The organism is Tabrizicola sp. (assembly GCF_041919135.1).
Lineage (GTDB): Bacteria > Pseudomonadota > Alphaproteobacteria > Rhodobacterales > Rhodobacteraceae > Tabrizicola.
The window spans coordinates 97,474-123,558 of record NZ_JAYRUJ010000008.1 but is presented as its reverse complement, the minus strand read 5'-3'; the positions used below and the strand labels follow the sequence as shown (position 1 = coordinate 123,558).

19 protein-coding genes are annotated in these 26,085 nt (G+C 69.1%); 9 read left to right on the top strand and 10 right to left on the bottom strand.

Translation table 11 applies throughout. From position 1 onward, the window contains the following. Nucleotides 1-3 precede the first annotated feature (3 nt). From ACE3UA_RS08385 to ACE3UA_RS08375, 3 genes are read right to left on the bottom strand one after another with little or no spacing between them, the layout of a single operon-like run. Nucleotides 4-1,707: a peptide ABC transporter substrate-binding protein gene (locus ACE3UA_RS08385; protein WP_374644005.1), complete on the bottom strand. Its 1,704-nt coding sequence runs from the start codon at nt 1,705-1,707 to the stop codon at nt 4-6. Beyond that, nucleotides 1,704-2,756, bottom strand: a complete 1,053-nt coding sequence (locus ACE3UA_RS08380) for an ABC transporter ATP-binding protein (protein ID WP_374644003.1) — start codon at nt 2,754-2,756, stop codon at nt 1,704-1,706. Before ACE3UA_RS08380 ends, ACE3UA_RS08385 begins: the two co-directional genes overlap by 4 nt. Next, nucleotides 2,749-3,774, bottom strand: a complete 1,026-nt coding sequence (locus ACE3UA_RS08375; RefSeq protein WP_374644001.1) for an ABC transporter ATP-binding protein — start codon at nt 3,772-3,774, stop codon at nt 2,749-2,751. The genes ACE3UA_RS08380 and ACE3UA_RS08375 overlap by 8 nt, the downstream gene beginning before the upstream one ends. A gap of 253 nt (nt 3,775-4,027) precedes the next feature. On the opposite strand from ACE3UA_RS08375, the gene argE reads away from it, so the two are divergent. The 3 genes from argE to ACE3UA_RS08360 all read left to right on the top strand — a co-directional run bounded on the left by argE (nt 4,028) and on the right by ACE3UA_RS08360 (nt 10,564). After that, the gene (gene argE, locus ACE3UA_RS08370) at nt 4,028-5,185 is read left to right on the top strand and encodes an acetylornithine deacetylase (protein WP_374643999.1); all 1,158 of its coding nucleotides are present in this window, start codon (nt 4,028-4,030) and stop codon (nt 5,183-5,185) included. A gap of 230 nt (nt 5,186-5,415) precedes the next feature. Beyond that, nucleotides 5,416-6,582, top strand: coding sequence for a M20 aminoacylase family protein (locus tag ACE3UA_RS08365; RefSeq protein ID WP_374643997.1), 1,167 nt, complete (start codon nt 5,416-5,418; stop codon nt 6,580-6,582). Nucleotides 6,583-6,586: 4 nt separating this feature from the next. Then, nucleotides 6,587-10,564, top strand: a complete 3,978-nt coding sequence (locus ACE3UA_RS08360; RefSeq protein ID WP_374643995.1) for a PAS domain-containing protein — start codon at nt 6,587-6,589, stop codon at nt 10,562-10,564. Here ACE3UA_RS08360 and ACE3UA_RS08355 read toward each other — a convergent pair. Beyond that, the gene (locus ACE3UA_RS08355; RefSeq protein ID WP_374643993.1) at nt 10,561-11,952 is read right to left on the bottom strand and encodes a short-chain fatty acyl-CoA regulator family protein; all 1,392 of its coding nucleotides are present in this window, start codon (nt 11,950-11,952) and stop codon (nt 10,561-10,563) included. The genes ACE3UA_RS08360 and ACE3UA_RS08355 overlap by 4 nt on opposite strands. 144 nt (nt 11,953-12,096) lie before the next feature. On the opposite strand from ACE3UA_RS08355, the gene ACE3UA_RS08350 reads away from it, so the two are divergent. Genes ACE3UA_RS08350 through sucD form a run of 4 tightly spaced genes read left to right on the top strand, consistent with a single transcriptional unit; the run spans nt 12,097 to nt 16,399 of the window. Continuing rightward, nucleotides 12,097-13,296 (top strand): alanine--glyoxylate aminotransferase family protein, encoded by a 1,200-nt coding sequence (locus ACE3UA_RS08350; protein WP_374643991.1) that lies wholly within the window; start codon nt 12,097-12,099, stop codon nt 13,294-13,296. A gap of 20 nt (nt 13,297-13,316) precedes the next feature. Continuing rightward, a complete protein-coding gene (locus ACE3UA_RS08345; RefSeq protein WP_374643989.1) occupies nt 13,317-14,267 on the top strand; it encodes a CoA ester lyase in 951 nt (316 codons plus the stop codon). A gap of 48 nt (nt 14,268-14,315) precedes the next feature. Next, nucleotides 14,316-15,488 (top strand): malate--CoA ligase subunit beta, encoded by a 1,173-nt coding sequence (locus ACE3UA_RS08340; protein WP_374643987.1) that lies wholly within the window; start codon nt 14,316-14,318, stop codon nt 15,486-15,488. Nucleotides 15,489-15,499: 11 nt separating this feature from the next. Next, on the top strand, nt 15,500-16,399 hold the full coding sequence (sucD, locus tag ACE3UA_RS08335) for a succinate--CoA ligase subunit alpha (RefSeq protein ID WP_374643985.1): 900 nt from the start codon (nt 15,500-15,502) through the stop codon (nt 16,397-16,399). On the opposite strand, the gene rsmA is transcribed toward sucD, so the two are convergent. The 6 genes from rsmA to lptF form a co-directional block, all read right to left on the bottom strand. Further along, nucleotides 16,384-17,229: a 16S rRNA (adenine(1518)-N(6)/adenine(1519)-N(6))-dimethyltransferase RsmA gene (rsmA, locus tag ACE3UA_RS08330; protein ID WP_374643983.1), complete on the bottom strand. Its 846-nt coding sequence runs from the start codon at nt 17,227-17,229 to the stop codon at nt 16,384-16,386. The two genes, sucD and rsmA, sit on opposite strands and share 16 nt — an antisense overlap. Before the next feature lie 69 nt (nt 17,230-17,298). Further along, nucleotides 17,299-18,252, bottom strand: coding sequence for a 4-hydroxythreonine-4-phosphate dehydrogenase PdxA (gene pdxA, locus ACE3UA_RS08325; protein WP_374643981.1), 954 nt, complete (start codon nt 18,250-18,252; stop codon nt 17,299-17,301). Then, nucleotides 18,249-19,451: a peptidylprolyl isomerase gene (locus ACE3UA_RS08320; RefSeq protein WP_374643979.1), complete on the bottom strand. Its 1,203-nt coding sequence runs from the start codon at nt 19,449-19,451 to the stop codon at nt 18,249-18,251. Before ACE3UA_RS08320 ends, pdxA begins: the two co-directional genes overlap by 4 nt. A gap of 59 nt (nt 19,452-19,510) precedes the next feature. Further along, nucleotides 19,511-21,649 (bottom strand): LPS-assembly protein LptD, encoded by a 2,139-nt coding sequence (locus ACE3UA_RS08315; RefSeq protein WP_374643977.1) that lies wholly within the window; start codon nt 21,647-21,649, stop codon nt 19,511-19,513. A 1-nt stretch (nt 21,650) separates the two neighbouring features. Next, complete coding sequence (gene lptG, locus ACE3UA_RS08310) at nt 21,651-22,748, bottom strand: LPS export ABC transporter permease LptG (protein WP_374643975.1); 1,098 nt, start codon at nt 22,746-22,748, stop codon at nt 21,651-21,653. Beyond that, nucleotides 22,745-23,863 (bottom strand): LPS export ABC transporter permease LptF, encoded by a 1,119-nt coding sequence (lptF, locus tag ACE3UA_RS08305; protein ID WP_374643973.1) that lies wholly within the window; start codon nt 23,861-23,863, stop codon nt 22,745-22,747. Before lptF ends, lptG begins: the two co-directional genes overlap by 4 nt. A gap of 149 nt (nt 23,864-24,012) precedes the next feature. Between lptF and ACE3UA_RS08300 the strand changes: the two genes are divergently transcribed. Both ACE3UA_RS08300 and ACE3UA_RS08295 read left to right on the top strand, forming a co-directional pair. Then, nucleotides 24,013-25,479, top strand: a complete 1,467-nt coding sequence (locus ACE3UA_RS08300; RefSeq protein ID WP_374643971.1) for a leucyl aminopeptidase — start codon at nt 24,013-24,015, stop codon at nt 25,477-25,479. A 97-nt stretch (nt 25,480-25,576) separates the two neighbouring features. Then, nucleotides 25,577-26,050: a DNA polymerase III subunit chi gene (locus tag ACE3UA_RS08295; protein WP_374644095.1), complete on the top strand. Its 474-nt coding sequence runs from the start codon at nt 25,577-25,579 to the stop codon at nt 26,048-26,050. The last annotated feature ends 35 nt before the right edge of the window (nt 26,051-26,085 follow it).

Here is a 26,085-nt window from a genome sequence, read left to right as displayed (position 1 = left end):
GGCTTACTTGATGCGGAACCAGTCCTGGGCGTTCCACAGCTCGGTGTCCCAGGTGTTCAGCACCACGCCGCCCAGCGTGTTCGAGGCCGCCGAGAGCCGGCCGCGGTCCACCAGCGGGACGACGACATAGCTGTCCTTGGTCAGCATCTCGTTCAGGCGGATCGCGATCTCGGCGCGCTTGGCCATGTCGGCGGTCTTGGACAGTTCCTCCACCAGCGCGTCATAGGCCGGATCGCAGAAGCGGTTGATGTTCTCGCCCTGCCACTGGTTTTCCGGGCCGGGGATCTTGTCGCACTTGTACTGCGCCAGATAGGGCTCGGGATCGGTGCCGTCGAAGTTGTTCGCATACATCTCGACATCGGCATAGAACTTCTGGAAGGTGTCGGGCGAGCCCGCGTCACCGCCGAAGAACACCGAGGCATCGACCTGCTTCAGCTCGACCTCGACGCCGATCTCGTTCCAGAACGACTTGATGATCGCCTGGAAGTCCTGGCGGACCGGGTTGACCGAGGTCTGGTAGAGCAGTTTCAGCTTCACGCCATCCTTGTCGCGCACGCCGTCGCCGTCGCTGTCGACCCAGCCGGACTGTTCCAGCAGGGCCTTGGCGCCTTCGACGTCCTGCTTGATGCAGTCGGTGTTCGGGCTGGCGAACATCTCGGGCGCGGGCACCAGGTTGCAGGTGGCGCGGCCGGCGGCGCCATAGCCCACGTCGACCAGCACCTGACGGTCGATCGCCATCGACAGCGCCTTGCGGACGTTGATGTCGGAGAGGATCGGATGCGCGTGCTTGGTGGTCGACCGCTCGCCCTCCGGCAGGGCCGGGTCGGGGTTGGTCATGTTCATCTCGATCCGTTCGACCAGGGTGCCGAAGCCGTTCAGGAGGACACCCTTGCCGGCGGCCGCCATCTGCGCCTGCATTTCCGGGTTGATCTGGGTGTTCCAGGCATAGTCGAACTCGCCGGTTTCCAGCACGGCGCGGGCCGCGGCCTGCGCGTCGCCGCCGCCCTTGACCGTCATCGTGGCGAAGGCGGGCTTGGCCGGGTCGCGGTAGTTCGGGTTGGCTTCCAGCTCGACCACGTCATTGACCTTGAAGTCCTTGACGACGAAGGGGCCGGTGCCGATCGGCTTGAAGTTCTGCTCCGAGCAGGTCGAGGCCGCGGCGCCGAGGCAGTTGGCGAATTGCGCCGCCTGCAGGATCGGCGAGGTGCCGCCGACGAAGGCCTGGTAGGGGTTCGGCTTCGGGCCCGAGAACTTGACCACGATGGTCAGCTCGTCCGGGGTCTCGACCGCGGTGATGCCCTCGTAGCGCGCGGCCTGGGCGCAGCCGCCCTCGGGGTGGGTGCAGTATTCCCAGGTGAACTTGGCGTCGGCCGAGGTGACGGGGGTGCCGTCCGACCACAGCAGGCCGGGCTTCAGCTTCCAGGTGATCTGGGTCAGGTCCTCGCTGATGCCGCCGTTCTCGACGGTGGGGATGGCCTCGGCCAAGCGGGGGATGACCACGCCCTTCTCGTCGAAGCCGGCAAGCCCTTCGAGGACCAGCGAGCCGGTTTCCACGTCCTTGGTGCCCGAGGAGAGGTAGGGGTTCAGGATGGAAGGCGCTTGCCAGTAGAGCACGTTGACATGCCCGTCGGCGCCGCGTTCGGCAAAGGCGGCGGGGGCGAGGCCCGCGACCGCGACAGCGCCCAGGAGGGCGGTTCTCAGTTTCATTGCGTCACTCCTTGTTGGTTGTGCTCGGGAACCTCGGATGCGCCGGTTGCTCCGGCGGCGGTGTTGTCGAACAGATGGCAGGCGACGAAGCGGCCGGACTCGACCTCGCGGAGCGCCGGCTTCTCGACCCGGCAGCGGTCGAAGACACGCGGGCAGCGGGTGCAGAAGTTGCAGCCGACCGGCGGATTGGCGGGAGAGGGCACGTCACCCCTGAGGATGATCCGCTTGCGCGTCGCGGCGCGGACCGGGTCGGGCTCGTTCACGGCCGAGAGCAGCGCCTCGGCATAAGGATGCAGCGGGCGGGCGTAGAGCGCGTCGCGGGGCGAAAGCTCGGCGATGCGGCCAAGATACATGACCGCGACCCGGTCGGCGATATGGCGGACCATCGACAGGTCGTGGCTGATGAACAGATAGGTCAGGCCCAGCTTTTCCTGCAGATCCTCCAGCAGGTTCACCACCTGCGCCTGGATCGAGACGTCCAGCGCCGCGATCGGCTCGTCGCAGACGATGAAGCGGGGGTTCAGCGCAAGGGCGCGGGCGATGCCGATCCGCTGGCGCTGCCCGCCGGAAAACTCATGCGGATAGCGGTTGGCGAAGCGGCGGTTCAGGCCGACGGCGTCCATAAGCTCGTAGACCCGCTCCAGCTTCTTCGCCTTGGGCCAGGCGGTGTGCTCGTCCAGCGGCTCGCCGATGATGCGGGCCAGGGTCATGCGGGGATTCAGGCTGGCCTGCGGGTCCTGGAAGACCATCTGCATCGTCGGCCGCTTCTTGCGCAGCGCCTCGGGCGCGAGGCTGGCCACGTCGTCGCCGTCGATCACCACCCGGCCGGCGGTCGGCTCGTACAGCCGCAGCATGGCGCGGCCGACGGTGGACTTGCCGCAGCCGGATTCGCCGACGAGGCCCAGGGTCTGGCCCGGCAGGATCGAGAAACTGACCCCGTCCACCGCCTTCACGTCGCCGGTATGGCGGCGGAAGACCCCGGTATGGATCGGGAAGTGCATCTTGAGGTCGGTGACCTCGACCAGCGGGCGGGGAGGGGCGTCAAGCATGGGTCACCTCCGCAACGGGGGCAGGGGCGGTCCAGTGGCAGGCGACGTCGTGGCCCAGGCCGATGCGGCGGCCATCGACGGCGCGGCGCAGGGGGTTCTCGCGGTCGCAACGGTCGTGGCGATAATCGCAGCGGGCGCGGAACGGGCAGGCGGCCGGCGGGGCCATGAGGATCGGCGGCTGGCCCTGGATCACCTTCAGCCGGTCCTCGCGCGGGCCGCTGATGGCCGGGATCGTCTGCAGCAGCGCGCGGGTATAGGGGTGTTGCGGATTGGCGAAAAGCTCGCGCACCGGGGCCTGTTCGACGACCTGGCCGCCATACATCACCAGCACCCGGTCGGCGATGCCCGCGATCACGCCGAGGTCATGGGTGATCCAGATGATCGCCATGCCGAGCTTGTGGCGCAATTCCTTCACCAGCTCCAGGATCTGGGCCTGGATCGTCACGTCCAGCGCCGTGGTCGGCTCGTCCGCGATCAGCACGTCGGGGTCGCAGGCCAGCGCGATGGCGATCATCACCCGCTGCCGCATCCCGCCGGAGAACTGGTGCGGATAGGCCTTGAGCCTGCGCCGCGCGTCCGGGATTCCCACGAGTTCCAGCAGCTCCACCGCGCGGTTCGCGGCCGCCTGCTTGTCCATCCCCATGTGCTTGCGCAGGGGTTCCATCAGCTGGTCGCCCAGGGTGAAGACCGGGTTGAGGCTGGTCATCGGATCCTGGAAGACGAAGCCGACCCTGGCGCCGCGCACCTCCTGCAGGGCGCGCGTGTCCAGCTTCAGAAGGTCGCGCCCGCCCAGAAGCACCTCGCCCCCCCGGTTCTCGGCCGGGGGCGAGGGCAGGAGGCCGATCAGCGACATCATCGTCACCGACTTGCCCGAGCCGCTTTCGCCCACGACGCCCAGCACCTCGCCCCGGTCGAGGTGGAAGCTGACGTCGTTCACGGCATGGACTTCGCCGCCGCGGGTGCGGAAGATGGTTCGAAGGCCCTTGACCTCAAGCACAGGCACGGCCCGTTCGGCCATTCAGTACCCCCCCTGCGTCTTTTCTTAGTTATTGTTATCTTTGTATCTTTTGGCAGGAAACCATCGTTGTTGCTCCCTGAAGTGCAACTGTTTCCGATTTTCCAGAGTCTATCAATCCTGTTTCGACGCGCGATTCCACCGCCTCGGCTCGGTGAAATGCACCGGCGGCGCTACAATCTGCCAGATATTGACAGCTTCTTCGCCGCCGGAGAGGCTGGCCACAAGATCTTGGGTCCTGCTTCGGGGGTTAGAAATGCAGCAACTGACGGCACGGCAGATCCTTGACCGGCTGGTCAGCTTTCCGACCGTGAGCCGCGGGTCCAACCTGGCGCTGGTCGACTGGCTGGAAGGCTATCTGACGGGGCAGGGGGTCCGCTGCTTCCGGCACTGGAACGAGGACCGGCAGAAGGCGGCGCTGATCGCCCATGCCGGCCCCTGGGAGGAGGGGGCGGTGGTCTTGTCGGGGCATTCGGACGTGGTGCCGGTGGACGGTCAGGCCTGGACCTCGGACCCCTGGACGGTGACGGAACGCGACGGCCGGCTTTACGGGCGCGGGACCTGCGACATGAAGGGCTTCGTCGCGCTGGCGGTCCGGGCGCTGGTCGAGGCGCAGGCGCGGGGCGTGCGGCGGCCGCTGCAACTGGCGCTGTCCTATGACGAGGAGATCGGCTGCACCGGCGCGCCGCCGATGATCCGCGCCATGCAGGACGTGGTGCCGAAGGGCAGCGCCGCGATCATCGGCGAGCCCAGCCGGATGGGGGTGATCACCGGGCACAAGGGCGGCACCGGCTATCATGTGCATGTGAAGGGGTTCGAGGTGCATTCCTCGCTGCTGCCCCATGGCGTCTCGGCGATCATGGAGGGGGCGCGGCTGATCGACTGGCTGAACGACACCAATGCCGGGATCCGGGCAAAGCCGCCGACCGGGATGGCCGCGCGCTTCGATCCGCCCTTCACCACGCTGCATGTCGGGATGATCGAGGGCGGGACCGCGCATAACATCACCGCCGCCGACTGCCGTTTCGCGGTGGAGATGCGGGTGGTTCCCGGCGAGTCGATCCCGGACTGGGAAGACCGCTTCGTCGCCCGCGCCCGCGAGATCGAGGCGGCGATGCAGGCGGTGCGCCCCGAGGCGGCGATCCATCTCGACCGCTTCTTCGGCGTCCCCGGCCTGCAACCCGAGGAGGGGGGCGAGGCCGAGGCGCTTGCCCGCCGCCTGACCGGCGACAACCGGACAGGTGTGGTGAGCTATGGCACCGAGGCCGGGCAGTTCCAGGAGGCGGGCTATTCCGCCGTGGTCTGCGGCCCCGGCGACATCGCCCAGGCGCACCAGCCGGACGAATATCTGGAGGTCTCGCAGTTCCGGGCCGGGGAGCGGTTCATGGAGCGCCTGCTGGCGGCGCTGGCGTGACATGCCGGCGGATGTGGCGCCGAGCGCCGGCCCGGCCATCGCCACGGGCATGAGCGGGCCTGGCTTCGGGATCGCGCCCGGCCCGCGCCCGGCCCCTGCCTGTGGGCGACGCCGGAAATCGAAGGATTTCCGGGCCGATTTCCGTTCGGAAATCGCTGTCGCGCGAGTTGTCGCGTTCCCCCTTGCCGAAGCGGCGGCAAAGGCCCAGGCTTCAGCAAAAGGAGACAACCATGCCGCCCAGGAACCGCTTCGCCGAACTTCTGCCCGAGATCACCGCCTGGCGCCGTGATTTCCACGAGAATCCCGAACTGCTGTTCGAGGTCCACCGCACCGCCGGCAAGGTGGCCGGACTTTGCCGCGACTTCGGCTGCGACGAGGTGGTCGAGGGCATCGGCCGTACCGGCGTGGTCGCCGTGATCAAGGGCAAGACCGATACGAAAGGCCGGGTCATCGGCCTGCGCGCCGACATGGACGCGCTGCCGATCCGGGAGCAGACCGGGGTGCCCTATGCCTCGAAGACCCCGGGCAAGATGCATGCCTGCGGCCATGACGGCCATACCGCGATGCTTCTGGGGGCGGCGAAATACCTGGCCGAGACGCGGAACTTCGACGGCACCGTGGTCTGCATCTTCCAGCCGGCCGAGGAGGGCGGCGGCGGCGGGCGCGAGATGGTGCAGGACGGTCTCATCAGCCGCTGGAAGATCGACGAGGTCTACGGGATGCACAACATGCCAGGCATCCCGGTCGGGCATTTCGCGATCCGTCCCGGCGCGATGATGGCGGCGGCGGACCAGTTCGAGATCACGGTGACCGGCAAGGGCGGCCATGCCGCCAAGCCGCATGACTGCATCGACAGCACCGTCGTCGCGGCCCATATCGTGGTGGCGATCCAGACCATCGCCAGCCGCAACGTGGACCCGCTGAAGCAGGTGGTGGTCTCGGTCTGCACCGTCGAGACCGACAGCCCGGCGCATAACGTGATCCCGCAGGTGGTGAAGATGAAGGGCACCGTCCGCACCCTGGATGCGAAGGTGCAGGACTTCGTGCAGGCGCGGCTGTCGCAGGTGGTCGAGGGCACGGCGCTGGCGCTTGGCGCAAGTGCCGAGGTGGCCTACCAGCGCGGCTATCCGGTGACGGTCAACGCGGCCGAGAACACCGGCTTCGCCGCCGAGGTGGCGCGCGCGGTCTCGGGCCAGGTCGATACCGAGACGCCGCCGCTGATGGGGGCCGAGGATTTCAGCTACATGCTGAACGAAAGGCCCGGCGCCTATATCTTCCTTGGCAATGGCGATACCGCGATGGTGCATCATCCGGCCTATAATTTCGACGACAATGCCATCCCCTTCGGCGCAAGCTGGTATGCCGGCATGGCCGAGGCGCGGATGCCTGCCGGCTGAGCCCGTGGCGGAGTCCGGCCAGCCTGCGCCCGACCATGCCCGCCCGGCGCGGCTGGAGCTTCTGGTGGTCGAACTGATCAACCGGCTGTTCGACGCCGACAGCCGCACCGCCGATGCCCGGATCGACGCGGTCCTGGCGCGGCTGGGAGCGGCCTGCGGGCTGCGCCGGAGCTTCCTGTTGCAGGTGCGGCTGGACGGGTCCTGGACCGGCAGCCACGAATGGGTGGCCGCAGGCGTGCCGGCCCTGCGGCCGCAGATGCAGGCGATCGCGGCGCAGCGGCATCCGCTCTGGCATGCCGCGTTCCATGCCGGCCGCCCGGTGGCCGTGCCCCGCAAGGAGGAGGTGCCCGAAGGCAGCGGTGAACGCGCCTTCCTGGAGCGGATCGGGGCCCGGTCGGTGCTGATGGTGCCGTTGATGGATGGCCCGCGGCTTCTGGGGATCCTCGGGCATGACAGCCAGGATGCGGGCCGGCCCTGGGAGGAGGACGAGGTGTTCCTGCTGGCCTCGGTCGCCCGCGGGGTGGCCAGCGTGCTGCTGCGCGCCGAGGCGACAGCCGGGGCCGGGATCCACGCCCATCTGGAGGCGACGCTGCGCGCCTTGCCCGACCTGGTGGTCGAAATCTGCCCGGAAGGCAGGATCCTGGCCTGCCGCAACGACAGGCTGCCCTGGCTGTCGGGCCTCCTGCGCGCCGGGATCGGCCGGCCGGTCGGCGAGGTGCTGCCGGATCCGTTGGCCAAGGCCCTGTGCGAACTGCTGGCGACCCCGGCGCGGCGGCGGGTGGGGGTCGCCTCGCCCGTCGCGCCGCATTGGTATGACCTCTCGGTCGCGCCGCTGCCGGTGGCGACCGGCGGGGCGAAGCCCGGCGTGGTGGCGGTGATCCGGGACCTTTCGGCGGACCAAGTCCAGAGCGAGATGGCCACCTACCGCGAGGGGCAGTTCGCCGCCTTCTTCGAGATGTGTCCGCAGCCGATCCTGCTGAACGATTATGACACCGGCGAGATCCTGGATGCGAACGGGGCCTTCAAGACCACCTTCGGCCTGGACCCGCAGGCCTCGCCCGGGTTGCGGGTGCGCGACCTGCTGCCCGCGGATATCGAGCCTTTCATCGGGCAGGCGATCGCCGAGCTGAAGGCGAAGGGCAGCTACGGCCCGCGCGAGGCTTCGTTACGCCGGGCCGATGGCAGCCGCTTTCCGGCCGTCCTGCGCGGATTCCTCAGCGTCGATCCGAACGGGCGGCGCATGGTCTGGGCGCTGATCGAGGACGTGACGGCCCTGCGCGCGCAAGGGGCGGCCCTCCTGGCCGAACGCGAGACGCTGCAGGCCACGCGCCGCCGCTTCCTCTCGGCGATCGAGGCGCTGGACGACGGATTTGCGATCTTCGACGCCGATGACCGGCTGGTCCTGTGGAACTCTCCCTACGAGCGGGTGTTCGAGGGCATCGCCGATCTGATCCGGGTGGGCGCGCTGTATGACGACCTTCTGCGCGCGGCGATCGAGCGGGGTGTCTTCGGCGCCCGGGGCGAGCGCGACGAGGCGGCGCTGCAGCGCAGGCTGGACCGGCCGCTGACCGAGGTCTGGGACGGCGAGGACCAGCTGGGCGACGGGCGGATCATCTGGGTGCGCGAACGCTCGACCCCCGAGGCCGAGACGGTGGGGCTTTACGAGGATGTCACCGCCCGCAGGCTGGCCGACCGGCGGCTGCAGCAGGTGATGGAGGGCGGCGAGGTCGCGGTCTGGGACTGGGACGACGTGCGCGGGCTAAGTGCGATGAACGACCGCTGGCGCGGCATGCTTGGCCTGGGAGACGAGGCCGTCGACGTCGCCGATCTCATGCGGCTGGTCCACCGCAGCGACCGGGCCGCGGTGGAGGAGGCACGGCGCGCGATCCTTCAGGACGGCAGCGACCAGTTCGACCTGGTGTGCCGGCTGCGCCACTCCAGCGGGCGCTGGCTGTGGTTCCTGGCGCGGGGCAAGGTGCTGGCGAGGCGCGCCGATGGCAATCCGCGCCGGATCTCGGGGGTCACGCTGGACATCAGCGCCAGGACCGAGGCGGAGCGCAAGCTGTCGCGGCTGATCGACGGCGCGCGCGTCGGCACCTGGGAGCATGACGTGCGGAACGGCCGCAGCATGGTCGACGAACGCTGGGCCGAGCTTCTGGGCTATCGCGCGGCCGAGCTGAACCCGATCCCGCGCGACCGCTGGCTGGGGATGATCCACCCGGACGATGCGGCCGACATGCTGCTGCGCGAGGCGCAGTCGTTCTCGGCCGGGGTCTGGCGCATCCAGCACGAGATGCGCCTGCGTCACCGCAATGGCCACTGGGTCTGGATCCTGTCGCGCGGCCAGGTGATCGACTGGGACTGGGCGGGGCGGCCGCTGGAGATCACCGGGGTGCATATCGACATCTCGGACGCCAAGCGGCTGGAGGCCGAGCTGGCGCGCGAACGCGATACGCTGGCGCGCCTGATGGAGACCTCGGTCTCGGGCATCATCGCGGTGGATCCGACCGGGAAGGTGGTTTTCGTCAATGGCGCGGCGGCCTTGGTGCTGGGCCGGCCGATCGCACCGGGCGACGATCTGACGGCGCTGATGTGCCAGGCGCAGATCGCCACGCAGGAGGGAATCCGCATCCCGCCCCGCGACCTGCCCTTCGTCAAGGCGCTGACGGGGACGGTCGGCCTGCATGACGTGCGTCACGCGATCCTCTGGCCCTGCGGCACGAGGCGCATCGTCTCGATCAATGCGGCGCGGCTTTCGGCGCCGGGGACCGAGCTGGCGGTGGTCTGCTCGGTCACCGACATCACCGCCGCCGTCGAGGCCGAGGAGCGCCTGCGGGCGGCGATGACCGCGGCCGAGGCCGCCAACCGCGCCAAGTCGGATTTCCTGGCCGCGATGAGCCATGAGATCCGCACCCCCCTGAACGGCGTCCTCGGCATGGCGCATGTGCTGGACCGGCGGATTTCCGACCCCGAGGACCGCGCCATGCTGCAGGTGATCCGCGAATCGGGCGAGCATCTTCTGGGCGTGATCAACGACATCCTGGACCTGGCCAAGATCGAGGCCGGCCATCTGGTGCTGGTGCCACGGCCGATGCAGTTCTGCCAGGTGGTGGCGCGGATCGTGACGCTGCATGCGCTGAAGGCCGGCGACAAGGGGGTGAAGATCTCCACCTCCTGCATCGGCGAGGCCGAGGGCGAACTGCGCTTCGGCGACGAGCAGCGCATCATCCAGATCCTGCACAACCTGCTGGGCAATGCGGTGAAGTTCACCGACGCGGGCGAGATCGTGCTGGCGGTCGATGCCTCCTCGGCCGAGCGGCTGGTGATCGAGGTGCGCGACACCGGGATCGGCATGGCCGAGGAAGAGCTTGCCGCCGTCCTGGAGGAATTCACCCAAGGGCGGGGCGGCCGCTCGCCCCGGCATGGCGGCACGGGGCTGGGCCTTTCCATCGTGCGCCGGCTGGCGCGGCTGATGCAGGGTGAGATCACCTTGCATTCGCGTCCCGGCCAGGGCCTGACGGCGCGCGTCGAACTCGCGGTGCCGGTCGTGCCTGGCGGGCGGACCTCGACCCTGCCGATCGAGGTGCCGCCGGTCCCCGCGCTGCGCGTCCTCGCGGCGGAGGACAATGCGACGAACCGGATCATCCTGCAAAGCATGCTGCGGACGCTGGGCGTCACGGCCGAGATCGTGGTCTCGGGCGAGGAGATGCTGGAGCGATGGCCGGAGGGCGGGCATGACGTCCTCCTCCTCGACATCGCCATGCCCGGCCGGAGCGGGCTGGAAACGCTGCGGCTGTTGCAGGAAAAGGCGCAGGCCAGGGGCCTGGGCCTGCCGCCCGCGGTGGCGGTGACGGCCAATGTGATGACCCACCAGATCGAGGCCTACCTCGCCCAGGGCTTCGCCGCCTGCGTCGCAAAGCCGATCGCGCTGGACCAGCTGGCGCTGGCGCTGATCCACTGCCGGGCGGACGCGACGGCCTAGCCGTCGAATCGGGTCGCGCCGCGTCGCTTTTCGTCGACGGGGCGGGTTAGGATCACCGCCTGATAGGCGCGCTGGTCGCAGTTCGCGCGCGGGCAGATCCGGCAGTTGATCCCGATCGGCACCATGCGCGCGCCCGCGACCGAGAAGGCCTCGGCATAGCCGATCTCGGCCGCATGGGCGATGGTGCAGCCCATGGCCACGGCCAGGCGGTTGTCTTGGGCATGGCGGATCCAGGTCGGGCGGTCCACGGTGCGCGAGAAGACGAAATACTGGGTATTGTCTGGCATTTCAACGAATTGCGGGACGATCTTCCCAGGGGTGCGAAAGCTGGTATGCACGTCCAGCCGCGGACAGGCCCCGCCGAACTCGGCCAGGTGGAAATCGGTCGCGTTGAAGCGTTTGGTGACGTTGCCGCCCTTGTCGATCCGCAGGAAGAAGAAGGGCACGCCCTGCGCCCCCTCGCGTTGCAGGGTGGTGGCGCGGTGGCAGGCCTGCTCGAAGCTGACGCCGAAGCGGGTGGCGATATGGTCCAGGTCGTATTTCGTCGCCCGCGCCTCGGCCAGGAAGGCGGCATAGGGCATCAGCACGGCGGCGGCGAAGTAGTTCGCCAGCTCCACCCGCAGCCGCGCCACCCCGCGCGGGTCGGCGATGCCCGAGCGGCCGACCAGCAGGTCCAGAAGCTCGCGCTGTTCGAGAAGGCCGCACATGTGGACCAGCTGGAAGGTGCGGTTGGTGTGGTCCAGCGCCTCGGACAACAGGATCTCGCGCCGGGCCTCGTCATACTGCCGCAGCGTGCCGGGCAGGTCCTCGACCCGGACCAGCCGGACCGAGATCCCCAGGCCCTCGCGCAGGCGGTGCTTCAGGGTGGTATAGATCTCGTCGCGCTCGACCGGGGCGGGCCAGAAGCGTTCGGCGGCCTCCTCCAGTTCGCGGAAATGGTTGCGGTGGCGGCGGAAGACGGTGTGGACGGCGGCCTCGGGGCTGGCGGCGATGGTGCCGCCGTCGCCCTCGTTGCGGGCGAGAAGCTGATCATTCGCGGCCTGCCAGGACCGATGGAGGCGCAGGAAGGCCGCCGCGAGATCGGGCGCATGCACCAGCGCCGCGCGCAGTTGCGGCAGGTCGGGCCGGGTGTCGAAGATCGGATCCTGAAGGGCCGCGCGCAGGTCGGCAAGCTGGCTGGCCCCGTCCTCGTCCATGATCTCGCGCCAGTCGACGCCATAGGCTTCGAAGAGGCGCAGCAGAACCTGGACCGAGACCGATCTTTCGTTGTTTTCCAGCAAATTGACGTATGAGGCGCTGATCCCCAGCTTGCGCGCCATGCCGCCCTGGGTTTCGCCGCGCTCCAGCCGGAGGCGGCGGAGATGGGGCCCGATGAAGGTTTTCTGCATACCGTCGCACACATTCTGGTTTTGTATGATTTACAATATTACAAAATAACAGAGTTGTAAATTCTCGCATTCACAGCGAAACCCGCTTTGACTTTCAAGAGCTTCGCCAAGGTGACAGCCTTCCTTCAATCGAGGGAGGACGCAATGCGCACAGGTATCAACACGCTATTCATTCCAGGCCCGACCAATGTGCCGGAGGTCGTGCGGCGCGCGATGAACGTGCCGATGGAGGACCAGCGCGGACCGGAATTCGGCGCCTTCGTCCTGGGGATCCTGGCCGATCTGAAGAAGGTCTGCCAGACCGAGACCGGGCGCGTGATCCTGTATCCGGGCTCCGGCACCGGCGCCTGGGAGGCGGCGATCACCAACACGCTGAACCCCGGCGACAAGGTGCTGATGGCGCGGCACGGGCATTTCTCGACCCTCTGGGCCGAGATGGCCACCAAGCTGGGCCTCGACGTGGAGCTGGTCGACCTCGCCTGGGGCGCCGCGACGCCGGTGAACGAGTTCGCCCGCCGCCTGGCCGCCGACCGCAAGGGCAGGATCAAGGCGGTCTTCGTCACCCATAACGAGACCGCGACCGGCGTGACCAGCGATGTGGCCGCGGTGCGCAAGGTGCTGGACGACAGCTTCCACGACGCGCTGCTGTTCGTCGACGGCGTGTCCTCGATCGGCTCGATCGAGTTCAAGATGGATGCCTGGGGCGTCGACCTTGCGGTGACCGGCAGCCAGAAGGGGCTGATGTGCCCGGCGGGCTTCGGCGTGCTGGCGGTGTCGCCAAAGGCGCTGGCGGCCTCGGCCCAGGCGACCTCGAAGCGGGCGTTCTTCGACCTGAAGGACTATGCCATGCTGGCCGACACCGGCTATTTCCCCTACACCCCGCCGGCGCAGCTGTTGCACGGGATGCGCGCGGCGCTGGACCGGATCCTGGCCGAGGGGCTGGAGAACGTCTTTGCCCGCCATGCGCGCCTGGCCGAGGGCATCCGCCGCGGCGTCGCGGCCTGGGGGCTGGAGACCTGCGCCGAGCATTCCTCGATCGCCTCGAACACCGTCACCGCGATCCGGGTGCCCGAGGGTGTGGACGCGCGCGACGTGATCCGCATCGGCTTTGAACGGTACAACACCTCGTTCGGCTCGGGCCTGGCGCGGCTGGGGGGCAAGGTCTTCCGGATCGGCCATCTGGGCGACCTGAACGAGGCGATGTGCCTGACCGCACTGTCGGTCGCCGAGATGGCGCTGGCCGAGGCGGGCGCGGCAGTGGAGTTCGGATCGGGCGTCGCGGCGGCGCAGGCCTGGTACGCACAAGGGCGAACGGTTCGCGCGAACCGGATCGCGGCAGAATAAAAGGGAAGGAAATCAAGGAAATGAGCCACACTCTTCACCCGCTGCGCCGGCAGCGGCTGCAAAGGTCCGAACTTGCGGTCCCCTCGTCGAACCCGACGATGATCGAAAAGGCCGCCGAGAGCGCCGCCGACTACGTCTTCCTGGATCTGGAGGATGCAGTCGCGCCCCCCGAAAAGGAACAGGCCCGCAAGAACTGCATCCAGGCGCTGAACGACATCGACTGGGCGGCCAAGGGCAAGACGGTCAGCGTGCGGATCAACGGCCTCGACACGCATTACATGTACCGCGACGTGGTCGATGTGATGGAGCAGGCGGGCGACAAGGTCCACACGCTCCTGGTGCCCAAGGTGGGCGTGCCGGCCGACCTCTACATGGTCGAGGCGATGGTCAACCAGATCGAGATGGCAAAGGGTTACCGCTCGAAGGTGATGCTGGAGGCGCTGATCGAGACCGCGCTTGGCATGGCCAATGTCGAGGCGATCGCCCAGTCGGCCACCCAACCCGGCAGCAGGCTTGAGGCGATGCATTTCGGCGTGGCCGATTTCGCGGCCTCGATGCGGGCGCGGACGGTGAACATCGGCGGGCTGAACCCGGATTATCCCGGCGACCAGTGGCATGCCGCCATCGCCCGGATGACGACGGCCTGCCGCGCCTACGGACTCCGCGCCATCGACGGCCCGTTCGGCGATTTCTCGGACCCCGAGGGCTACAAGGCCGGCGCCCGCCGCGCCGCCGCCCTGGGCTGCGAGGGGAAATGGGCGATCCATCCCAGCCAGGTGGACCTGGCGAACGAGGTCTTCAGCCCGACCGAGGCCGAGGTGACCAAGGCGCGCCGGATCATCGCCGAACTGAAGGCCGCCGAGGCCGCGGGCAAGGGTGCCGCAAGCCTTGACGGCAAGATGATCGACGCCGCCAGCGAGCGCATGGCGAAGAACGTCCTGGTGATCGCCGAGGCCATCGCCGCTGAATAGCGAGGTGGGCAAATTGCCCACCCTACAAAGGCTTACGGGAGGAAGCTCATGGACATTCACGAATATCAGGCCAAGGAAATCCTTGCCAGCTTCGGCGTGCCGGTGCCGCGCGGCGGGCTGGCCTACAGCCCCGAACAGGCAGGCTACCGCGCCCGCGAACTGGGCGGCAATGCCTGGGTGGTCAAGGCGCAGATCCACTCCGGCGGCCGGGGTGCCGCGGGCGGGGTCAAGCTCTGCCGCGACGAGCATGAGGTGGCGACCTTCGCCGCAAGCCTCTTCGGCAAGCAGCTTGTCACCAAGCAGACCGACGCCAACGGCAAGGGCGTCTACCGGCTGTGGATCGAGGCCGCCTCGGACATCGCGCAGGAGATCTACCTGGGCTTCGTCCTGGACCGGAAGTCCGAGCGCATCATGATCGTCGCCTCGGCCCAGGGCGGGATGGAGATCGAGGACCTGGCCGAGACCGATCCCGAGTCCCTGCGCCGCATGACGATCGACCCGGCCGTCGGCCTGACCGAGTTCCAGGCCCGCGAGCTGGCCTTCCAGCTGGGCCTGAAGGGCGGGCAGATCGCGCAGATGGTCTCGATCCTGCGGGCCTGCTACCGCGCCTATCGCGACCTCGACGCGGTCATGGTCGAGATCAACCCGCTGGTCATCACCGGCTCGGGCGACCTGGTGGCGCTGGATGCGAAAATGTCCTTCGATACCAACGCCTTGTTCCGCCGTCCTCAGGTGGCCGAACTGCGCGACCGCAGCCAGGAGGACCCGCGTGAATCGACCGCCGGCGACCACGGCCTGTCCTATGTCGGCCTGACCGGCGACATCGGCTGCATCATCAACGGCGCCGGCCTGGCGATGGCGACGATGGACATGATCAAGCTCGCGGGCGGCGAGCCCGCAAACTTCCTGGACATCGGCGGCGGCGCCAGCCCCGAGCGGGTGGTCAAGGCGTTCCAGACCGTACTTGCCGACCGCAACGTGGGCGTGGTCCTGGTGAACATCTTCGCCGGCATCAACCGCTGCGACTGGGTGGCCGAGGGCGTCGTGACCGCCTACCGCCAGCTGGGCCTGACGATCCCGGTCGTCGTGCGCCTTGCCGGCACCAATGTCGAGGAAGGGCGGCGGATCATCGACCAGTCCGGCCTGCCGCTGATCTCGGCCGACACCCTTGCCGAGGCGGCCGCCAAGGCCGTCGCGTCGCGTCCCCGCCAAGCCGCCTGAAGGAGGAAACCATGGCCATTCTCATCACCGAAAAGACCAAGGTCATCGTCCAGGGCATGACCGGCCGCATCGGCGCCTTCCACACCGCCGACATGATCAAGCACGGCACCAATGTCGTGGGCGGGGTCACGCCGGGGCGCGGCGGCGACAGCCACATGGACCGGCCGCTCTTCAACACCGTCCGCGAAGCCGTGGAAGCGACCGGCGCCGAGGCGAGCCTGGTCTTCGTCCCGCCGCCCTTCGCGGCCGATGCGATCATGGAAGCCGCGGACGCCGGGATCCGCACCGCGGTCTGCGTCACCGACGGCATCCCGAGCCAGGACATGATGCGGGTCAAGCGCTTCCTGCGCCGCTATCCCGAGATGCGGAAGATGCGGCTGATCGGCCCGAACTGCGCCGGCATCATCTCGCCCGGCAAGGGCTTCATGGGGATCATGCCGCCGCATATCTACATGGCGGGGCGGGTCGGGATCGTCGGGCGCTCGGGGACCTTGGGCTATGAGGCGGCGAGCCAGCTGAAATCGCTGGGGATCGGCGTCTCGACCAGCGTGGGGATCGGCGGCGATCCGATCAACGGCTCCAGCTTCAAGGACATCCTGCATCTCTTTGAAAACGATCCGGAAACCGATGCCGTGATGATGATCGGCGAGATCGGCGGCCCGCAGGAGGCCGAAGCCGCGGCCTATGCGCAGGAGCATATGAAGAAGCCGGTCGTCGCCTATATCGCCGGTCTTTCGGCGCCGAAGGGGCGCAAGATGGGCCATGCCGGGGCGATCATCTCGGCCTTCGGGGAATCGGCGCAGGAGAAGGTCGACATCCTGACCGCCGCCGGGATCACCGTGGCCCCGAACCCCAGCGCCATGGGCGAGACCATGGCGCGCGTGCTGGCGCTGCGTCAGGCGGCGGCCTGAACCGCCCGGGCCAGCGCACAGAAGGCTTCAAGGCCGATTTCCTCGGCCCTCGCGGTGGGCGGAATGCCCACCGCTTCCAGCTTCGCCTCGATGTCGGGCCCAAGCCCCCTGAGACTGGAGCGCAACATCTTGCGGCGCTGGTTGAAGGCCATGGCGGTGATGCGCTGCAACACCGCGAAATCGCAGGGAAAACGTGGGCCGGGCAGGGCGGTCAACTGCACTACCGCCGAATGCACCTTGGGCGCGGGCGTGAAGGCCTCGGGCGGCAGCGTCATCACGATCCGCGCGTCGCAGCGCCACTGGGCCAGCAGCGCCAGCCGTCCGTAATGCTCGGTGCGCGGCCTGGCCACGATCCGTTCGGCGACCTCCTTCTGGAACATCAGCGTCAGGCTGGACCAGATCGGCGGCCAGACGAGGGGCGAGAGCCAGCGGATCAGAAGCTCGGTGCCGACATTGTAGGGCAGGTTGGCCACGATCTTGACCGGAGGCGCCAGATGCGCGGCCAGGTCAAGCTCCAGCGCGTCGCCATGCAGCACCTCCAGCCGGCCGGGATAGGCGGCCGCGATCTCGGCCAGGGCGGGCAGGGCGCGGGCATCCTTCTCGACCGCCACCACCCGCCGCGCGCCCTCGGCCAGAAGGCCCCGGGTCAAACCGCCGGGGCCGGGGCCGACCTCCAGCACGTCGCAAGCCGACAGATCCCCCGCCGACCGGGCGATCTTGGCGGTCAGGTTGAGGTCGAGCAGGAAGTTCTGCCCCAGCTGCTTCTTCGCCACCAGCTCATGCGCCCGGATCACCTCGCGCAGGGGTGGCAGGCCGTCGATCGTTCCCAATACTTCCCTCCAGCTTTCATACTGGTGCAAATATCCCGGGGGTCCGGGGGCTGGCCCCCGGTCCCGCACTCAACACCCGCGCGCCGCCGCCATCTCTCGCGCCATCCGCAGCGCCGCGATCAGGCTGGAGGGGTCCGCCACCCCGCGCCCGGCGATGTCGAAGGCGGTGCCATGGTCCGGCGAGGTGCGGACGAAGGGCAGGCCCAGCGTGACGTTCACCCCGCCCGCGAAGTCGATGGTCTTGATCGGGATCAGCGCCTGGTCGTGATAGGCGCAGACCGCCACGTCGTAGCCCGCCCGCGCGGCAGCATGGAACATCGTGTCGGCGGGCAGGGGGCCGCGGATGGCCATGCCCTCGGCGGCAAGCCGCGCCACCAGCGGGGCCATCCAGTCCAGCTCCTCCCGCCCCATCGCACCGCCTTCACCGGCATGGGGGTTCAGCCCGGCCACCGCGATCCGCGGTCGGACAAGGCCGAAATCCCGGACCAGGCCCGCGCGGGTGATCCGGATCGTCTCCTCCAGCAGCGCCGGGGTCAGGCTGCGCGGCACCGCGGAGAGCGGGATGTGGATCGTCGCGGGCACCACGCGCAGGCCGGGAGAGGCCAGCATCATCACCACCCGCTCCACCCCCGCCAGATGGGCCAGAAATTCGGTATGGCCGGGGAAGGCGAAGCCCGCGCCGTCCTTCAGCGCCTTCTTGTGGATCGGCGCGGTGCAGATCGCCCCGGCCTTGCCTGCCTGCACCAGCCGCACCGCGCGTTCGATCACCGCGACCACGGCCGGGGCATTGGCCGGGTCCGGCTGGCCGGGCGGTGCTTCGGCGGGAAAATCCTGGCGCAGGACGGCGAGCGGGCCATCGCCGGGCGCATCACCTTCCCCGACCTCGCGCCAGTCGACCCCGGCGGGCAGGTGCCGGGGATCGCCAAGCCAGAGGAACCTTTCGCCTTTGGCCCAGGCCTTCGCGGCGATCTCCGGACCGATTCCGGAGGGATCGCCGCAGGTCAGGACGGTGGGCGCGCTCACGGTTCGCGGATGAAGGCGGCGGCGCGCAGCTCTTCCAGATAGCCCTCGGCCAGGCCTTCCAGCTTCTGGTTCGTCACCGCCTCGCGGACCTGGTCGCGGCTGATCGGTTCCTCGCGGGTGACCTCGCGGCCGCACAGCATGATCAGGCGGCGATAGCCATTCCGGGCCAGCGCGACCGAACTTTCGCCGGGATCGAGGCGGGCAAGCTCCAGCCCGACATCGCCCGGAACCTCGCTGGCGGGCTGTTTGGTGATCGTCAGGCGGTCCGCCGGCAGGCCCTTGGCAAGCGCGTTCAGGTCGTTGCACTCATCCGCATTGGCGCGGATGCGGGCCACTTCCCCGGCGCTGTCGGGGATCAGGAAATCCGCCCATTCCACGGTGACGGCGACCGGCTCGGCGCTCTGGTCGACCGCGACCTCGCGCAGTTGGAACAGCACCACCGCACCGGGGACCGCGACCGGGTCCGAAACCTCGCCCGGGCCCAGCGCCAGCACCGCCGCGCCGATCGCGCCTGGCAGGTTGGCAAGCGGCATCCAGTCCAGCCGCCCACCGTTCGCCGCCGTGGGCGAGGCGGAGTGTTGCCGCGCGGCGGCCGCGAAGCCACCTTCGCTGGTGATGGTGTCGGACAGTTGGTTGGCCAGCGCCATGGCGTCGGCCTCGCTGCCCGGCTGGGCGGGGATCACCAGTTCGGAGACCAGGACCTGCAGCGCCTTGCGCCGGGTCTCGGCCTCGAGTGCGCGGTCGATGTCGTTCTCGCTGACCGGGACACGGCCGGCAAAGCGGGCGCGCACCGCCTTGCGCCAGAGCAGGCCCGAGGTCACGAAGTCGCGGAAGGTCTCGGCCGAGAGGCCGGCCTTGGCCAGTTCGCCGACCAGCGCCTCGGCGGTCAGGTTGGCGCGCGAGGCGAATTCCTCCATCCCCTGGCGGACTTCCTCTTCCGAGACGGCCAGGTCCAGACGCTCGGCCTCGGTCTGGCGCAGGCGGTCCTCGATCAGGGCCTTCAGCGCCTCGTCCTCGGGGTTGCCGGGCGCGCGCAGGAGTTGCAGGAACATGGCCCGCTGCGAGATCTCGTATTCGGTGATCACGCGGTCGTTCACATAAAGCCGGGGCGCGAAAAGATCTTGCGCCAGGGCGGGGCCAGCCAGGGCCACCGTGCAGGCAAGCGCCACCGCCTGCCGTTTCAGAACCGAAAATGCCATCGCCTCAGCCGTTCTTCCTGTTCCCTCGCGGGTCTCTGCCCGCCGCCCTGCCGTTCCGGTCACTTCCGGCACGTCCGCGCCGGTCCCCCGGTCACGCCGCTGCCGAACCCGACCAGATCCAGCGACAGGGAGAAATCCGTCGTCGGCGACACACTAGTGGATGACGTGAAGCGACGCGAGAGGGAAACGTCGAAGCGCACGCACTCGTTCAGGAACTCCAGCCCCATGCCGGCCACGGTGCCCTGGTCGGCGACGAAGTCGTAGCGGCCGGAAAGCTTGGCCGTCCAGTTCGGGTTCAGCTTGCGGCGCGCGTCGAAGGTGATTTCCTGCGTGGGATCGGGGCGGTTCTCGGTCGTGTCGGCCACCGCCCAGATCAGCGAGGAGGCGAGCGCCGTCTTCTCGCCGCTGTAGGCGACCCGCGCCTCGCCCTTGGTGAGGTCGAAATCGTCGTCGAAGACGGTGCGCGCGGTCAGGGCGATCCCGTCGGCCAGGTCGAAGTTGACCGCCGCCAGCCAGTCCGAACGGCGCCCGTCCAGGCCCGAGCCGGGACCGAACTGTCCCAGATCCGCCTCGCGGAAGACGCGGCCCAGGGTCACGCCCATCGACCAGCCTGCCGGGTCATGGCGGGTCCAGCTGATCCCGAGGTTGGCGCGCGGCCCGCGTTCCACCGCATCCGCGCCGGGAAAGCGGTCCAGCGCGAAAAGGCTGCCCTCGTCGAATTCGACCAGCACCGAATCCTCGTTCGGCAGGCTTTCCGCATCCGAGGAGGCCCAGATGAATTGCGCCACCGGCTCGATCACATGGGTGGCGCCCGAGGCACCGGCCTTGACCCAGGGCCAGCGAAACTCCACCCCGGCGTTGCCATGGGTGCGGGTGGTGCCGCCATAGAGGTTGTCCTGGGCGATCGAGTAGCTGTCGGCCGAAGCCTCGCCCAGGATGGTGGCCTCGATCCCGAGGGGCAGGATGAAGCTTTTCCGCCAGTCGATCCGGGCCGAGATCCGGCCCAGGTCGCGGCCGTCGGCGATGTCGTCGCTGTCCGAGCCGTCCAGGGGATCGGTCGAACTGCGCCAGTGGTTGTGCGTCTGCAGCCGCAGGCCGCCCTCGCCGCCCAGCGCCCCCAGCGAGAAGCGGCGGTGGAAGGTCAGGTCCGCCACGACCGAGGGGATCGTGGTGTTGTCCTCGTCGTCGCGCAGCGTCTGGAAGCTGATGATCCGGGCCGAGATATGTTCGTTCCGGCGGGTGCGGCTGGCCTCGATCCGGCTGTCGAGCCGGTCGGTGTCGCTGATGCCGTAGTCCAGAAGATAGGCCGGGTCGGTGACGGTCTGGCCCTTGATCGTCAGGCCGAAGTTCAACGGCAGGCGGAAGGCGCCGTCGACGAAGAGATAGCCGCGCGGGTCGCCCGGGATCAGCTGGTCGCTGGTGATCGCGCCGTTCAGCTCGATCCAGCCGGTGGAGAAGGCGTGACGGTAGCGCAACTCCAGCGTCTGGCTGTCGCGGGCGGTGACGTAGGGCGTCAGCGTCAGGTCCGACGCGGGGGTCAGCGCGATGAAATACGGCAGCTTGATCCCGGTCCCGAGGTCCGAGGTGGTGCGGATCGACGGCATCAGGAAGCCGGTCGCGCGTTCGAGGCTGGGGTCGGGCATCCGCAGCCGGGGGATGTAGAAGACCGGCACCCCGGCCAGGCGGAACTGGGCGTTGTCGAAATAGATCTGCCGGGCGATCTCGTCATGCGTGACGCGGCGGGCGCGGATCTCCCACAGGGGCGTGGGGTCGCCGGCGCAGACCTTGCAGGACGAGGCCGCCACGGTATCAAGCTGCGTATAGCGGCCCGAGACGCGGGTCATGGTATTGGCCGCCAGCTGCAACTGCCGGTTCAGCACCAGCCGCGCGCTGGTCAGGATGCCCTCGGCCATGTCGGCGGCAAGATCGGCCTGCGAGGCCAGGATGATCACCTCGCCCGAGTCCTCGGTCAGGATGATGGGGCCGGCGATCTCCAGCCGGTCGATCGCCTGGTCGAAGGTGATGCGCGCGGCCTTCAGGCGGCGGCCCTGGTAGAAGACCTCGACATTGCCGGAGGCGATCAGCCGGGTGTCGCCGGTGATCTGGAGGCTGTCCGAGACCAGCGTCGCCCGGTCCTGCGCGCGGGCGGGCAGGGCGATGGCCAGGGCCAGGCAGAGGGCCAGCAGGATGCGCGCCATGTCAGCCGTCCTCCAGGTGCAGAAGCAGGCCGAGCGAGAACATCACCGCCGCGACCGGCGGGCTCCAGGCGGCAAGCGTGATCGGAATCTGGCCGCTGTCGCCCAGGGCCTGCGCGAAGTTGCGCAGGAAGAAGATGCCGAAGCCCGCCAGCATCGCCATCAGGACCATCCTGCCGGTGCCGCCGAAGCGGACATGGCGCATGGTGAAGCCGGCGGCAACCAGCACCATCGCCGCCATCAAAAGCGGCTGGGCCAGTTCCATCTGGAACCACAGCCGGTAGGACCGGGCCGAGAAGCCCGCGCCCTCCAGATCGGCGATATAGCCCGGCAGGTCCCAGAAGGCGATGGCCGAGGGGGTGCCGAAACTGTCGCGGATCCGCTCGGCCGTCAGGTCCGAGGGCAGGGCGACCGGCCCCTCGTCGCGGCTGGCGGCAAGCTCGGGGTTGGGCTGGGTGAGGTCCCAGGTCTTGGCCCCCGACAGTTCCCAGGCGCCCTCGGTCAGCCGCGCGCTCTCGGATTCGATCCGGCGGGCGGGCAGGCCTGCCGCGTCGAACGAAAGGAAGGTCACGCCGAACAGCTGCGTTCCGTCCGGGTTGGCGCGGGCGGCCTGGATCACCGTCTGCCCGTCCTCGCCCCCCTGCCGCAGCCAGAGCCCGGAATCCGAGACCGACAGCACCGAGTCGCCGCCCCGCGACAGCGCCGCGCGGCGCTGGTCATAGGCCTTGGAGGTGGCGGCGACGAGCGGGTTGAACAGCGCCACCACCAGCGCCCCCAGCAGGATCGAGACCACCAGCGGCGTGACGAGGAAGCGCAGGCCCGACCGCCCCGCCGCCCGCACCACCACCAGTTCGGACGACCGCGCCAAGCCCAGGAACATCGCGATCGCGGCCATGATCATGATCAGCGGCAGGATCCGGTACAGCGTCTCGGGGACGTTCAGCAGCGACAGCAGCGCCGCCTGGCCAAGCCCGACCCCGGCGTCCGAGAAGCGGCGCAACTGCTCGATCATGTCGATCAGCATCAGGATGCCGAAGAAGATCAGGAAGACCCGCCCGACCATGCCCGCGAAGCGCCGCGCGATATAGAGGCTAAGCGTCATGCCGGGGCCCCCCGCCGCAACCGGCGCGGCTGCTGGCCCCACCACAGAAGCCCCCAGGCCAGCGCCATGCCGCCCAGCGGCGCGGCGTAAAGCGCCGGCCATACCGCCGCGGATTGCAGCGCCAGGCTGCCCGCCCAGGTCCAGGCGAGTTGCAGCCCGATGATCAGCCCCACCGCCAGCGCCATCTGCCGCCAGAGCCCGAAGCGCGAGAACCCGCCCAGCATCAGCGCGGCAAAGCCCAGGAGCGGCGCGGCGATCGCCAGAAGCGGCCCGGCAAGGCGGGAATGGCCCTCCTCCAGCATCTCGGCCGGGGTCACGCGGACCGATTGCGCCAGCTCGGGGTCCGCAGCCAGAAGGGTCGGGGTCGAGAGCGTGTCGGTCGCGATCTTGCCCACCGCATCCAGGTTGACCAACCCGGCAAGATCCAGCGTGAAATCGGCAAAGCGCGTGATCGACAGCCGCCCGCTTGCCCGGTCCAGCGTCTGGGTCGCGCCTTCGACCATCACCAGCTTCGGCGCGGCTTCGCCCCGGACGAGAAAGGCCTTGCGCGCGGTATGGACCACCCGCTCGCCACGCGCGCGCTCGTCCGAGAGGAACAGGTCCAGCAGTTCGCCGGTCGGCGTGATCTCGCGGATGTAAAGCGCCAGGCCTGCGCCGGGATGCATGAACTGGCCGGCGTTCAGGAATCGGGCGGTGACGTTCTGCGAGATCTCGGCGCTGCGGTCCGCAAGCAGGCGCTGGCTGGCGGGAACCAGCACATTGGTCAGGACCAGTTGCATCGCCATGACGCAGATCCCGAAATAGAGGACGGGCCGCGCCAGCCGGAATGCCGAAAAGCCGGTGGCCTGCATCACCACAAGCTCGCTTTCCTGCATCAGCCGGTTGACCGCATAGACCGTCGCGGCAAAGGCCGCCACCGGCAGCACCAGGCGCACCGCATTGGGCAGGGTCAGAAGCGAGAACTCCAGGAACACCAGCGCCGACTGGCCGTCGCCGATCAGCTGGTCGAACAGGCCCACCGCCCGGTTGACCCAGTAGACGGCCACCAGAACCAGCGCGAAGAAGCCGAACAGCTGAAGCAGCTGCGACAGCAGGTATCTGTCGAATCTGGACACGCGCCCGTCGGCCCCCACAAGATCTTGCGATGACCCTAACGGAATTCGCGGACGGCGAAAACTGCTATCTGGCCAATCGCCCGGCCCGGATGTAGCGTCCCGGCGAAGGCTTGCCCAATGCGGCAAATCCCCAAGCACGCGAGACAATGATGCCCCAGCCCCTGCCGATCCAGTTCCTTGCCCCCGACCTCGACGCGCTGGCCACCACCCCGGGCCGCATCGCCCTATTGGCCGAACCCGACCAGCCGCCCTCGGCCGCCTTCCGCAAGCTTGACCGGCTGGCGCGCGGCGCGCTGGCGCGGGCCGTCGCCTCGGACGCCTTCGGCAAGCTCAAGCCGGGCGAGGCGATGGAGCTGGCCTGGCCCGCGGGCCTGCAGGCCGAGGCGGTGCAGATCCTGCGCCTCCCCAAGCGCGCCGATGTGACCCAGGCCCGCAAGGCAGGCGCGGCGGTCGGGCGGGCGCATGGCGCGGCCCCGACGCTGGTCCTGGCCGAAGGCCATCCCCGCGCGGCCGAGATCGCCTTCGGTCTCGCGCTGCGGGCCTATGATTTCGACACCCACAAGACCGGCGAGAAGAAGGCGAAGGGCGCGGTGACCGTGGCCGTCGCCAACCCCGAAGCCGTGGCCCGCGCCGCCGCGCCGATGGCGGCGGTGGCCGAGGGCGTGTTCTTCACCCGCGACCTGGTGAACGAGCCCGCCAACGTGCTGACCACCTCCGATTTCGCCGCGCGCCTGGCCGGGATGCAGGAGCTGGGCCTGCAGGTCGAGATCCTGGAGGAGGAGGAACTGCGCCGCCTGGGCATGGGCGCGCTCCTTGGCGTGGGGCAGGGGTCGGAAAGCCCCTCGAAGGTCGTGGTGATGCAATGGCAGGGCGGCGGGGACGAGGCCCCCTTCGCGCTGATCGGCAAGGGCGTGGTCTTCGACACCGGCGGCATCTCGATCAAGCCCGCCGCCGGGATGGAGGACATGACCATGGACATGGGCGGCGCGGGCACCGTCGCCGGGGTCATGCGGACGCTGGCCTTGCGCAAGGCCAGGGCCAATGTCGTGGGGCTGGTCGGTCTGGTCGAGAACATGCCCGACGGCCGCGCCCAACGCCCCGGCGACGTGGTGAAGTCGATGAAGGGCGACACGATCGAGGTCATCAACACCGACGCCGAGGGCCGCCTCGTGCTGGCCGATGTGCTCTGGTACGCGCAGGAACGCTTCAAGCCGACCGGCATGATCAACCTCGCCACGCTGACCGGCGCGATCATCATCGCGCTGGGGCATGAGAACACCGGCGTCTTTTCCAACGATGACGCCCTGTGCAACGCCTTCCTCGCCGCCGCCAAGGCAGAGGGCGAGGGCGCCTGGCGGATGCCGATGGGCGAGGCCTATGACCAGAAGCTGAAGTCCCGCGTGGCCGACATGATGAACGTCGGCGGCCGCGACGGCGGCGCGATCACCGCCGCGCAGTTCCTGGCCCGCTTCGTCAAGCCGGACGTCCCCTGGTGCCACCTCGACATCGCGGGGACCGCGCTGCTGAAGGCCGACACCACGCTGGCGCCGAAAGGGGCGACCGGCTGGGGCGTCATGGCGCTGGACCGGCTGATCCGCGACAGGTTCGAGAGGTGATGCTCCTCCCTCGCGTCGCGTCGGTCCTCGCGGGCGGGCGCGACCGGCGAAGAGCGGTCGAAGACAAGCGATGAGCGGACCCGGAAGGCCACGGGCAATGGGCACGGTGATGTTCTACCATCTGACCCGTTCGACCCCCGCCGATACCCTGGCGGTGAACGCGCCCAGGGCGCTCGGCCAGGGCTGGCGGGTGATGGTGCGCGGCACCGACCGCGAGGCGCTGGACCGGCTGGACGCCGCGCTCTGGCTGAAGGGGGGCGACGGCAGCTTCCTGCCGCATGGGCTGGAGGGGGGGCCGCAGGATGCCGACCAGCCGGTGCTTCTGGGTCTCGGCCAGGCGGTGAACGGGGCGCGGGTGCTGGCGCTGGTCGACGGGGCGGAAGCGACCGATGCCGAGATCGTGGCGATGGAGCGGGTCTGGATCCTGTTCGACGGCAGCGATCAGGCCCGGCTGCAGGCGGCGCGGCAGCAATGGCGCGCGGTCACCGCCGCCGGCCATGCCGCGCAATACTGGTCCGAGGACTCGGGCCGCTGGGAGAAGAAATCCGACAGCCCGGCCCGCCCGTCCTGACCGGCCGCCTTTTTCTTTGACAGGGGGGCCCGCCG